Origin of the sequence: Kitasatospora sp. NPDC056446, from assembly GCF_042796115.1 — a bacterium.
Lineage (GTDB): Bacteria > Actinomycetota > Actinomycetes > Streptomycetales > Streptomycetaceae > Kitasatospora.
This window is the reverse complement of the sequence record NZ_JBHTRF010000037.1, coordinates 72,146-82,096: the sequence shown is the minus strand read 5'-3', so window position 1 is coordinate 82,096 and position 9,951 is coordinate 72,146. Positions and strand designations below refer to the sequence as shown.

12 protein-coding genes are annotated in these 9,951 nt (G+C 72.5%); 5 read left to right on the top strand and 7 right to left on the bottom strand.

Going from position 1 to position 9,951, the window contains the following annotated elements:
• Window positions 1–113 precede the first annotated feature (113 nt).
• The 3 genes from ACFQ6N_RS23185 to ACFQ6N_RS23175 all read right to left on the bottom strand — a co-directional run bounded on the left by ACFQ6N_RS23185 (window position 114) and on the right by ACFQ6N_RS23175 (window position 2,356).
• The gene (locus tag ACFQ6N_RS23185) at window positions 114–689 is read right to left on the bottom strand and encodes a hypothetical protein (RefSeq protein ID WP_380652076.1); all 576 of its coding nucleotides are present in this window, start codon (window positions 687–689) and stop codon (window positions 114–116) included.
• Between the two features lie 153 nt (window positions 690–842).
• Window positions 843–1,664: an arylamine N-acetyltransferase gene (locus ACFQ6N_RS23180; protein ID WP_380652073.1), complete on the bottom strand. Its 822-nt coding sequence runs from the start codon at window positions 1,662–1,664 to the stop codon at window positions 843–845.
• A gap of 194 nt (window positions 1,665–1,858) precedes the next feature.
• Window positions 1,859–2,356 carry a peptidylprolyl isomerase gene (locus ACFQ6N_RS23175; RefSeq protein ID WP_380652070.1) on the bottom strand — a complete coding sequence of 166 codons (498 nt, stop codon included), beginning with the start codon at window positions 2,354–2,356 and terminating at the stop codon, window positions 1,859–1,861.
• A 331-nt stretch (window positions 2,357–2,687) separates the two neighbouring features.
• Here ACFQ6N_RS23175 and ACFQ6N_RS23170 point away from each other — a divergent pair, with 331 nt between their 5' ends.
• Window positions 2,688–3,095 carry a MerR family transcriptional regulator gene (locus tag ACFQ6N_RS23170; protein WP_380652094.1) on the top strand — a complete coding sequence of 136 codons (408 nt, stop codon included), beginning with the start codon at window positions 2,688–2,690 and terminating at the stop codon, window positions 3,093–3,095.
• Between the two features lie 51 nt (window positions 3,096–3,146).
• Here the strand turns inward: ACFQ6N_RS23170 and ACFQ6N_RS23165 are convergent, their stop codons facing one another.
• Both ACFQ6N_RS23165 and ACFQ6N_RS23160 read right to left on the bottom strand, forming a co-directional pair.
• Entirely contained in the window at window positions 3,147–3,800 is a 654-nt protein-coding gene (locus ACFQ6N_RS23165; protein WP_380652067.1) for a class I SAM-dependent DNA methyltransferase, read from the bottom strand.
• Between the two features lie 137 nt (window positions 3,801–3,937).
• Window positions 3,938–4,912 carry a ScbA/BarX family gamma-butyrolactone biosynthesis protein gene (locus ACFQ6N_RS23160; protein ID WP_380652064.1) on the bottom strand — a complete coding sequence of 325 codons (975 nt, stop codon included), beginning with the start codon at window positions 4,910–4,912 and terminating at the stop codon, window positions 3,938–3,940.
• Window positions 4,913–5,030: 118 nt separating this feature from the next.
• Here ACFQ6N_RS23160 and ACFQ6N_RS23155 point away from each other — a divergent pair, with 118 nt between their 5' ends.
• Both ACFQ6N_RS23155 and ACFQ6N_RS23150 read left to right on the top strand, forming a co-directional pair.
• Window positions 5,031–5,705 (top strand): ScbR family autoregulator-binding transcription factor, encoded by a 675-nt coding sequence (locus ACFQ6N_RS23155; protein ID WP_380652061.1) that lies wholly within the window; start codon window positions 5,031–5,033, stop codon window positions 5,703–5,705.
• An 80-nt stretch (window positions 5,706–5,785) separates the two neighbouring features.
• Window positions 5,786–6,520, top strand: a complete 735-nt coding sequence (locus tag ACFQ6N_RS23150) for an SDR family oxidoreductase (protein WP_380652091.1) — start codon at window positions 5,786–5,788, stop codon at window positions 6,518–6,520.
• Window positions 6,521–6,571: 51 nt separating this feature from the next.
• On the opposite strand, the gene ACFQ6N_RS23145 is transcribed toward ACFQ6N_RS23150, so the two are convergent.
• Complete coding sequence (locus ACFQ6N_RS23145) at window positions 6,572–7,162, bottom strand: TetR family transcriptional regulator (RefSeq protein WP_380652058.1); 591 nt, start codon at window positions 7,160–7,162, stop codon at window positions 6,572–6,574.
• 137 nt (window positions 7,163–7,299) lie between these two features.
• Between ACFQ6N_RS23145 and ACFQ6N_RS23140 the strand changes: the two genes are divergently transcribed.
• Entirely contained in the window at window positions 7,300–7,992 is a 693-nt protein-coding gene (locus ACFQ6N_RS23140) for a response regulator transcription factor (RefSeq protein ID WP_380652055.1), read from the top strand.
• A 213-nt stretch (window positions 7,993–8,205) separates the two neighbouring features.
• Here the strand turns inward: ACFQ6N_RS23140 and ACFQ6N_RS23135 are convergent, their stop codons facing one another.
• Complete coding sequence (locus ACFQ6N_RS23135) at window positions 8,206–9,414, bottom strand: MFS transporter (protein ID WP_380652052.1); 1,209 nt, start codon at window positions 9,412–9,414, stop codon at window positions 8,206–8,208.
• A 74-nt stretch (window positions 9,415–9,488) separates the two neighbouring features.
• Between ACFQ6N_RS23135 and ACFQ6N_RS23130 the strand changes: the two genes are divergently transcribed.
• Window positions 9,489–9,951: MerR family transcriptional regulator (locus tag ACFQ6N_RS23130; RefSeq protein WP_380652049.1), on the top strand; the 463-nt coding region annotated here is incomplete at its 3' end.

The window sequence follows — 9,951 nt, the reverse complement described above, 5'->3', positions numbered from 1 at the left end:
ATCCGACAACCGCTCGCCCGCAGGCGCCTTGACCTGCCCCACCCTCGCCACACCACAACCAACGAGACAGACAGGACAAAGTCACCGGCATTGGGCCTAGGCCCGGACAGGGCCTAGGCTTCGGCCCCCGCCTGGCCCGGGTACGGCAGCAGGCCGGTGCCGCACTCCGGGAAGCGGACCAGCCACTCCCCCTCGCCGCCCGCGGCCTCGGTCGCGCCGGAGTAGCCGTAGTGGATCGGCTGCCCGTCCCCGCCCAGCCAGCGGGCGTGCGCCAGCTGCACCGACAGGGCGGCCGGGCGGTGCGGGGCGGCCTGCTCCAGCACCAGCACCCGCTCGGTCTCGCCGGGCCGGAAGACCACCGCCGTCTCCGTGCTCGGGCGGCGGGAGAGCACCCGCGCCCCGTCCGTCCAGTACGCGGCCACCGTCACGGCGAGCACACCCGCCAGGCTGCCGGTGCCCGGCCGGACGTACTCCTCGTCGGCGACCCAGCGCGCGTGGTGGCGGACCTCCTCCGCCTCCCGGCGCTCGTCCCAGCGCACCCAGTAGCCCGCCACCCGCTTGACGGTCATCCCCTCGCGGACGACCCGGACCGCGAACCGCGCCGGACCGACCGGTTCGCAGGAGGCCAGGGAGACCACCGTCACCTGTTCGTAGGTCACCTCGCCGTCGTCGGCGCCCTGCTCGATCATCGGTGAACCACCTTGCCGGGTAGTCGAGTTCGGACGCGGCTCGACCCGCGTCCGAGGAGAGCCTAGGACGGCCGCGGCGGCACTCCGGGCGATTGCGCGGTTTCCGGCCCGGCCGGTCGCGCATCCGGCTACCCTGCCCCGCCCGGCCGGGCGCTACACCCGGCCCGGCCCCTCCCCGGCCGGGCGGCCCGGCAGCCGGTCGAGCACGATGCCGAAGTGCTCGCGGTAGGCGGCCAGCGTCCCGGCCCCGGTGAGCTGCCGTTCGGTGCGGGTGCCGTCGGACGCGGTCCGGATGAGCCGGGTGCCGCTGAGCGTGGTCCGGCCGCCGTCCCCGGTGGGCAGGGAGCAGGTGTCCGAGCGGGTGAAGTGCGAGTCCGGGGAGGTGCTCTGCCACCAGCAGGTCGGCACGAAGTCGGCGAGCGCGTACGGGCGCGGGTCGAGGCGGTACTGCGGGGCGCCGTCCATCAGGACGTCCGACTCCCCGTGGGCGCCGTACGGGACGACCGCGAAGGTGCCGTGCGGGTCGGACTGCGGGCCGCGCCCGTCGAGGCGCAGCGGGAGCAGGCTGAACCGGCCGAAGCCGACATCGACCAGCCAGGGCCCGTCCAGGTCGACGCGCAGCGCGAGGTGGTCGAACGGCGGGCCGGGGCGCTCCCCGTCGAGGACCCGGCCGGCCAGCAGGCTCACCCGGTAGCCCAGCGAGCGCAGCAACTCGGCGAAGGCGGCGTTCAGTTCGTAGCAGAAGCCGCCGCGCCGCCGGTCCACCAGCTTGGCCACCAGGGCCGGCGGGTCCAGGACGACGGGCTCCCCGAGGTGGATGCTCAGGTTCTCGAACGGGACCGCTCGCAGGTGGGCCTGCTGCAGCCGGGCCAGTGCCGCCGCCGACGGCTCCCCGGGGTCCGTCACCCCGATCCGCGCCAGGTACGCCGCCCGGGCGGCGGGGGTCAGGCCCTCGTACGGCTTGTCGTGATCCATCCGCCCATTCCAGCCGGACCGGAGGCGTCCGGCCATCGGTCCTTGGGCTTAGGACCCGCACCGGCCCGGGGCCCTTGTCGCGGGCCTTGTCGCGGGCCTTGTCGCGGCCCGGAAACACCACTGCCCCGGAGTGGGAAGTCGATCCTGCCGACTTTCCGCTCCGGGGCGGTATGCGTGCCGTGGGGCAGCGGTGACTACTCGACCACGCCGGACTTGGCGATGGTGACCTTGGCCGAGGTGCGGCCGCTCTGCGAGCCGAGCGACTCGATCTTCTTGACCAGGTCCAGGCCCTCGACGACCTCGCCGAAGACGACGTGCTTGTTGTCCAGCCAGTCGGTGACGATGGTGGTGATGAAGAACTGCGAGCCGTTGGTGTTGCGGCCGGCGTTGGCCATCGACAGCAGGCCCGGGCGGTCGTGCTTGAGCTGGAAGTTCTCGTCCGCGAACTTCTCGCCGTAGATGCTCTTGCCGCCGGTGCCGTTGTGGTTGGTGAAGTCACCGCCCTGGAGCATGAAGGCCGGGATCACGCGGTGGAAGCCGGAGCCCTCGTAGCCGAAGCCGTTCTGGCCGGTGGCCAGCTCGCGGAAGTTCTGGGCCGTCTTGGGGACGACCTCGTCGAACAGCTTGAAGACGATCCGGCCGGCCGGCTCGTCGTTGATGGTGATGTCGAAGAAAACGTTGGAAGAAGCCATGCAGGGATCATGGCATGGGCGCCCGGCTCCCGCGCGGTACCCCCGGGCCGGGGCGGGCCCGGGCCGCCGTGTTATCCGGCCGGCCTCGGGTGGCCGGTGCACCCCTCGGGGCCGTCGGTGTACGTCAGGCCGTCGCGGACCGGATCGAGCGGACGCGGTCCGGCGGGCCGGAGAAGGCCGGCGCCTTCCGTGTTCCCCGTCACGCCGGAACGGCAGAAGCTACCATCGATGTCAGGTTCAAGGCCCTGACGGGGCACGGCCCTTCGCGGCGCGGGCCTTCGCGGCACGGCCCTTCGCGGCGCGGCTCGGATCGGATGACGGGGTGGACGGCATGCGGATCGGCGAACTGGCCCGGCGGACGGGCGTGAGCGAGCGCTCGCTGCGCTACTACGAGCAGCAGGGCCTGCTGGTGGCCCGCCGCACCGAGGGCGGCCACCGGGAGTACCCGGAGATGGCGGTCGACCGCGTCGTGCACATCCAGGAACTGTTCGCGGCCGGGCTGCACAGCCGCACCATCTACAAGATCCTCCCCTGCATGCGCGACTCCGACGGCAGCCCCAGCGAGATCGCCACGCCGCTGCTGGTCGAGGAGCTCACCGCGGAGCGTGAGCGGATCGACCGGATGATCACCGACCTGCTGCGCTCGCGCGAGGTGCTGGACGAGGTCATCGTGACCGCCTCCGGGCAGCCGTCCGCCGAGGAGCCGTCCGTTGGGCAGCCGTCCGCCGAGGCCGCGTAGCGGCGGCCGGGCCGCCGGCGGCCCGGCGGGCCGCGGTCAGGCCGCCCGTGGTCAGGCCGGCGGCTTGCGGGCCAGCAGGTACGCCTGCCGGGTGCTCTCCTCCCCGGCCGGCTCACGGACCGTCCGGCTGGTGACCGGCAGACCGGCCTCGCGGGCCGCCTCCTCGACGCGCTCCGGCCGCAGGCGGCGGAAGTCCAGCGACACCGGGTGGCCGAAGGGCTTGTCCAGGCGCAGGGGCTCGTCGCCGACCTGGAAGGCGAGCAGCAGGTGGCCGCCAGGGGCGAGCACCCGGGCGAACTCGGCGAACACCTCCGCAAGCCGCTCCGCCGGGGTGTGGATGATCGAGTACCAGGCCACCGCCCCGGTCAACTCGCCGTCCCGGAAGGGGAGGTCGAACAGCGAGCCGACCGTGAACGGCACCTCCGGGCAGGCCTCCCGGGCCAGCTCGACCATCCTCGGCGAGAGGTCGATCCCCCGCACGTCCAGGCCGAGCCGGTACAGGTGCCTCGTCACCAGGCCCGGGCCGCAGCCGAGTTCGGCCGTTTTCCCGTCCGGGCGCTCGGCGCGGACCAGGTCGGCGAACAGGGCCAGCATCGCCCGGTCCGTCGGCATGGCGTCCAGCGCGTCCCGGAAGCGGTCGGCGTAGTCGGCGGCGATGGCGTCGTAGAACGCCCTGGTCGTGGTGAGGAACTCCGGTTCGATCACGGTCCGGCACCCTACCCGTCGGCCCCGGGACGCGGCATCACGTACGGCCGACGAGCCCGCGGGGGGCGGGCGAAGGGCGCGCCCGGGGGCCCGGTCCGGCAGCGGACCGGGCCCTGGGGCGCTCACGGCGGGCCGGGTCAGGCGACGCGCGGGGTCGCTATGACGTTCACGGCGAACACCGGCCGCCCGTCCTGGTAGCCGCGGACCCGGACCCGGGGGCGGCCGTTGTCGCCGGGCGGCGCGGGTTCGGCCGCCACCAGGCAGGGCTGGTCGAACTCGACGTACCGCAGGAAGGTGGCGTCCAGCGCGGCCGGCACCACCGGGCGGCCGAGGACGGCCGAGGCGGCCTGGGCGGCCGCCTCCAGCAGCACCATGCCGGGCACGTGGTCGTGCGGGTGGTCGAACAGGACCGGGTGCCCGGTGTCGAGCCGCAGCTGCCACTGCGCGGGCAGCCCGGTGGGCGAGAGCACGACGTTGCGCGCGGACCGGCGGCCGACCTGGGCGGCCGGTACGGGCGGGCCGGGCGGCAGGGCCCTGGCGAAGGCCGCGGGGGCGTCCGCGTGCCGTCCGCGCAGGCGGTCGTACAGGGCCGGCGGATGGGTGGAGTAGTGCACCTCGGCGAGGCCGCAGCGCTGCCCGGCGCGCACCGCCTTGACCTGCGAGACGAAGTGGGCCGAGCCGCCCCTGCGGCGGCGGACCTCGCCGTGCCGGACCAGCAGGTCGACGACGGGTGAGCCGTCCTCCTGGTGCAGCGCGTGGGGGTTGGTGGCCAGCCGGATGCGCTCCATCCCGAGGCGGTGTCCGAGCGGGATGCCGTGCACGCCGTAAGTCAGTACGGTCAGTGCCTGTCTCATGCTCTCGGCGACCAGGAGCGGGCTGTAGTGGCCGTCCTCGGCGTAGAGGGTGTGCTCGGCGGGCCACTGGACGGTCACCTGCTGGGACGTCTCGGATCTGTTCGACCAGCCGGTCACCAGAGTCTCGTCGATGACGGACTTGCGGGCCAGAGAAGGGAGTTCGGGTACCGCGGGTGTGACAGGCGCGGTGGGTGTGGCGAGTGTGCCCGGTGTGGCGGCGGGATGGTCGACCGGGGTGCGGGTGACGCTCGGAACCATGGCAGAAGCCCCCCTTGACTGCGAGTGGACAGGCCGGGTCACGCGACTGGCGCTCGGCCTGGTGTCGTGAATAAAATAAAGAGCTTTTTTCTTTTCGTACAGAGAGGCGGGGCGGCAAATGGCGCGGCGAGCCGTGAAGCAGGAGCGGGCCGAGCGGACACGTGCCGCACTGATCGAGGCCGCCGCGGAGGTGTTCGGGGAGTCCGGCTTCCACGGCGCCAGCGTGGTGAAGATCGCCGACCGGGCGGGCGTGACGCTCGGCGCCATGTACTTCCACTTCCGCAACAAGGAGGAGCTGGCGCGCCACATCGTCGCCGCCCAGCCCGAGTTCGTGGTCCCGCCGGAGGAATCGCAAGGACTGCAGCGGGCCGTGGACATCGCGCTCACCTGGGCCTACCGGCTCCGCGACAGCGCGATGCTGCGGGCCGGCGCCCGGCTGGTCTGGGACCAGGAGCTGTTCATGACGCCGGAGGAGAACTCGCACCAGCAGTGGACCTCGCTGATCGTCGACGACCTCCGCGTGGCCAAGAGCCGGCGCGAGCTGAAGGCCGGAACCGATGTGGACGAGCTGGCCCGGCTCATCGTCAACTACTGCACGGGCGCCCAGATGCACTCCTCGATCCAGACCGGGTACCTGGACCTGCCGCAGCGGGTCGAAGGGATGTGGCTCTTCCTGCTGCAGACCGTCGCCACCCCCGGCGCACTGAAGCGGATCGAGCTCGGACAGTCGCGCGTCAGCACGTTTGTGAACACGCCTCCACCGATGGAAGTATCCTCCCGCTCCACCATTTGACGGTACGTCAGATCACTTGACAGGCCAAGAGGGGACTCTCAGTGAGACGCAGCCTGGAGTTACTGCACGGCAAGACGGTCATGATCACCGGGGCATCGAGCGGGATCGGCGCCGCCGCCGCGCGGCTGTTCGCGGCCGAGGGGGCGAGCGTGGTGCTGATGGCCCGCCGGGAGGACGCCCTCCACCGGCTGGCCGAGGAGATTCGGGCCGAGAACGGCAGGGCCGAGGTCGCGGCCGGGGACGTGACCGTTCCGGCGGACGTCGAGCGGGCCGTCGACCGGGCGCTGACCGCCTTCGGCCGGCTGGACGCGGCGTTCAACAACGCCGGCTGGGGAACGCTCGGAACCGAGCTGCACGCGACGGACACCGCGGTCTTCGACCGGATCATGGACGTCAACGTGCGCGGGGTGTGGAACTGCCTGAAGTACCAGTTGCCGGCGATGCTGGAGCAGGGCGAGGGCGGCGCGATCGTGAACACCTCCAGCACCGCCGGACTGTTCGCCACCGGAGCGATCTCCCCGTACGTGGCCGCCAAGCACGCGGTGCTCGGGCTGACCCGGGCCGCCGCCGCCGAGTACGGGCAGCGCGGCATCCGGATCAACGCGCTCATGGTCGGGGCCACCCGGACCGAGCTGCTGGAGGGGGCCATCCGGGCCCTGCCGCAGGTCGAGACGGTCGCGATCGACCGGACCGTCCAGCGCCGGATCGCCGAGCCCGTCGAGGTGGCGCGCGCCGCGGCCTGGCTGCTCAGCGACCAGGCCTCGTACACCACGGGGGGCGCGGTGCCCGTCGACGGCGGCTGCAGCGCGGTGTAGCACGGCGCCGCCTGTCCTGTCCGTCCACCCGTCCTGCCCGTCCGCCCGTCGTCAGCGCTCCCCGGCGGCGAGCCCCTGGAGCACCAGCTCCCAGATCCGGGCGAGCCTCGCGGCCGAGGGGTCGTCCATCGGCCGCGGCCGGTCGGCCTGGCGGCGGGCCTCGGCCTCGGCGCCGATCAGCAGGTGGTCGGCCAGGGTGGCCAGGACGGTCCGGTCCGGCGCCGGACCGGACCGGTCCCAGCCGGTCCGGTCCAGGTGCTGCCGGATCACCGGGGCCCAGGCCGAGCTCCACTGGGTGCCGTCGCCGGGCTGCTCCCGGGCCAGCCGGGCGGTGGCCCGGACGGCGGCGTTCCGCTCCAGCAGCCCGGCCAGGGCGAGGGTCAGCGACACCACCGAGCGCACCGGAGCCTCCCGCCGCTGGGCCAGCTCGGCCAGTACGGCGAGGGTGGCGTCGTGGCCCTCTTCCAGTACGACGGCGGCCAGTTCCTCCTTGTTCCGGAAATGGAAGGTCAGAGCTCCCATGGAGATGCCGGCGGCGCGGGCGATGTCGACCAGGGACGCCCCCGCGTACCCCTTGCGGTCGAACTCCCTTCCGGCGGCGCAGATCAGGGCCCGACGCGTCCGGACGGCCCTCTCCTGCATCACATGACCCTCCCGTGACAGTTACGACCATGTCCTGACCAGTTGCTCATCCGACGTTAGCCCTCAATCGTGCCGAAGACAAAAATAAAAGTTACTATTATTTTCTATGGATCAGACGTGGCGTACGAGGGGGAGCGATGACTCAACTCGACCGGACCGCCCCACTGTTGACGACTCGGGTGCTCGTCGTGGAGGACGACGCGACCGAGGCCGAGACCCGGGTGCGCGACCTGCGGCGGCAGGGGTACTCCGCCACGAGCGTGGACAGCGGGGCGGAGGCGCTGCGCGCCCACCAGCACTCCGATCTCGTCCTGCTCGACCTCGACCTCCCGGACATCGACGGCCTGGAGGTCTGCCGGCAGATCCGCGAGGCCGGGAACAAGCCGATCATCTCGGTGACCGCCCGGAACACCGAACTGGACCGGATCCTGGCCCTCCAGGCCGGGGCCGACGACTGCGTGGTCACCTCGGTCAGCTCGCGCGAGATGACCGCCCGGATCAAGGCCCTGCTGCGCCGGGCCTATCCGGGCACCGCCCCGACCCGCACCATCACCCTCGACCCCCTCCTGATCGACAGCCGGACCCGGGAGGTCCGGCTGCGCGGCGTGCCGGTGGCGCTCACCGCGAAGGAGTTCGAACTGCTGCACGCACTGGCCGCCGAACCCGAGAAGGTGCTCTCCCGCAAGGAGTTGATGGCCCGGGTCTGGGACACCGACTGGTCCGACTCCAGCCGGACCATCGACACCCATGTCAGCGGGCTCCGGGCGAAGCTGGGCAGTTCCTGGGTCATCACCGTCCGCGGCGTGGGCTACCGGATCGGCCACGGGTGACCGGCGGGGGCCCGCTCGGCAGCCGGCAGCGGAGCGAAAGGGGGCACCATCGGCACCACCGGGACCACCGACCCCGTCGACGGCACGACCGGCACGACCGGCACTGATACCACCGGCACCACCAGTCACATCGACAACAGTCCACGGCCCCTGATGGACACCGGTAACGGACACCGGCGTTCACCAGGGGCCGTGGCGCGTCTCCCGCCGCTCCTACTGGGCGCCCGGGCGCTCGGCCGGGAAGCCGTGCTTGCGGGCGCCGACCACCACCAGGAGCACCGGCACCAGGAGGGCCAGCACGACCCACGGGAAGGACTCGGGCCCGGCGGCGGTGAGCAGGATGCCGCCGACCGCACCGCCGCCCGCCATGAAGGAGTTCCAGGTGGTGACCAGCAGCGCCTGCCCCCGGTCCCCGCCCGCGTCGGTGACCGCGGTCTGCAGCAGCGTCGCGACGCCGCCCCAGGCCAGGCCCCAGAGGGTCATGGCCAGGTAGACCACCGCGACGTTGTCGGCGAGCACGCCGAGCAGCAGCGACGCCACGATGAACAGCGCGGTGCTGCCGGCGGTCAGGGCCCGCAGCTTGCGGTCGACCAGGGCGCCGGTGATCCAGATGCTGACCATCGAGGCGACGCCGAAGACCAGCAGCACGATGTCACGCTGGCCGCCCATCTCGTACTTGTCGAGGAAGGTCGCGATGTAGGTGTAGAGGACGTTGTGGGCGAGGACGTACGCGGCGACCACGAACAGCACCGCGACCACGCCCGGCAGCCGCAGGCCGCCCAGGATCGGCGCCCGGGCGCCCGCCTTCTGGCCGGCGAAGTCCGGCACGGAGGCCGCGATCCAGGCCAGCAGCAGGACGGAGACCAGCGCGACCAGGCCGAAGGTGAGCCGCCAGCCGACCACCTTGCCGAGGAAGGTGCCGATCGGGATGCCCAGTGACAGGGCCAGCGGAATGCCGGCCATGGTGATCGCGATGGCCCGGCCCTGGAGGTGGGGCGGCGCCAACCGCCGCGCGTACGCGACCAGTTCGGCCCAGACGGCGGCCGCGGCGACACCCGCGGCGGCCCGGAAGACCATGGTCAGCGGGTAGGAGGAGGAGAGGGCGGTGACGGTGTTGGCGATGGCGAACACCAACACGGCGACGAGCAGCAGCTTCTGACGGCGCCAGGCCGCGGTGGCGATGGCCACCGGGATCGCGGACAGGCCGGTGGCGATCGCGTAGACGGTCAGCGACTGCCCGGCGGCGGACTCGCTGACCGACAGGTCGCGAGCCATTTCCGGGAGCACGCCCGCGGGCAGTGCCTCGGTCAGGATGCCCATGAAGGCGGCGGTGCCCAGCGCCAGCAGGGGCGACCAGGGGAGCTTGCGGTCGTCCGCTGCCGCCGACGAGTCGGCCCGCAACTCTGTTTGCGAAGTTGACATGGTGTTATCCTCGAACCCTCACATAGATGTGAATGTCAAGTCCTCTCGGACTCCTGGGGATGCGGGGTTGCCGAATGCAGATCGGCGAGTTGTCCGAACGCACCGGAACCCCGCGAAGACTGTTGCGGTACTACGAGGAGCAGGGGCTGATCGCCCCCGAGCGCTCCGCGAACGGCTACCGCGACTACGACGAGCGCTGCGTCGACCGGGTGCTGCAGATCCGGGGCCTGCTCGAATCGGGCCTGCCGACCCGGATCATCAAGCAGATCCTGCCCTGCCTCACCAGCCGGGTGATCCACGTCTCCGGTGCCACTCCCGAGACGATCGCCACCCTGGAACGCGAGCGGGACCGGATGCGCCAGCGCATCGAGTGCCTGATCCGGAGTCAGGAAGCGATCTCCGGCTACCTCGACGCGGTGCGGCCGGCCGGTGCGCCGGGCCCCCCCCCGGGGGGGGGGGGGGGCCGGCCGGGGGGCCCCCAGAAGGGGGGCGCGGGCCGGACCGAACCCCCCCGGGGGGGGCGCCCCCCCCCCCGGC

Coding starts and splice junctions, on each gene's coding strand:
- ACFQ6N_RS23185 (WP_380652076.1), bottom strand. CDS start 689: ATGATCGAGCAGGGCGCCGACGACGGCGAGGTGACCTACGAACAGGTG.
- ACFQ6N_RS23180 (WP_380652073.1), bottom strand. CDS start 1,664: ATGGATCACGACAAGCCGTACGAGGGCCTGACCCCCGCCGCCCGGGCG.
- ACFQ6N_RS23175 (WP_380652070.1), bottom strand. CDS start 2,356: ATGGCTTCTTCCAACGTTTTCTTCGACATCACCATCAACGACGAGCCG.
- ACFQ6N_RS23170 (WP_380652094.1), top strand. CDS start 2,688: ATGCGGATCGGCGAACTGGCCCGGCGGACGGGCGTGAGCGAGCGCTCG.
- ACFQ6N_RS23160 (WP_380652064.1), bottom strand. CDS start 4,912: ATGGTTCCGAGCGTCACCCGCACCCCGGTCGACCATCCCGCCGCCACA.
- ACFQ6N_RS23155 (WP_380652061.1), top strand. CDS start 5,031: ATGGCGCGGCGAGCCGTGAAGCAGGAGCGGGCCGAGCGGACACGTGCC.
- ACFQ6N_RS23150 (WP_380652091.1), top strand. CDS start 5,786: ATGATCACCGGGGCATCGAGCGGGATCGGCGCCGCCGCCGCGCGGCTG.
- ACFQ6N_RS23145 (WP_380652058.1), bottom strand. CDS start 7,162: ATGCAGGAGAGGGCCGTCCGGACGCGTCGGGCCCTGATCTGCGCCGCC.
- ACFQ6N_RS23140 (WP_380652055.1), top strand. CDS start 7,300: ATGACTCAACTCGACCGGACCGCCCCACTGTTGACGACTCGGGTGCTC.
- ACFQ6N_RS23135 (WP_380652052.1), bottom strand. CDS start 9,414: ATGTCAACTTCGCAAACAGAGTTGCGGGCCGACTCGTCGGCGGCAGCG.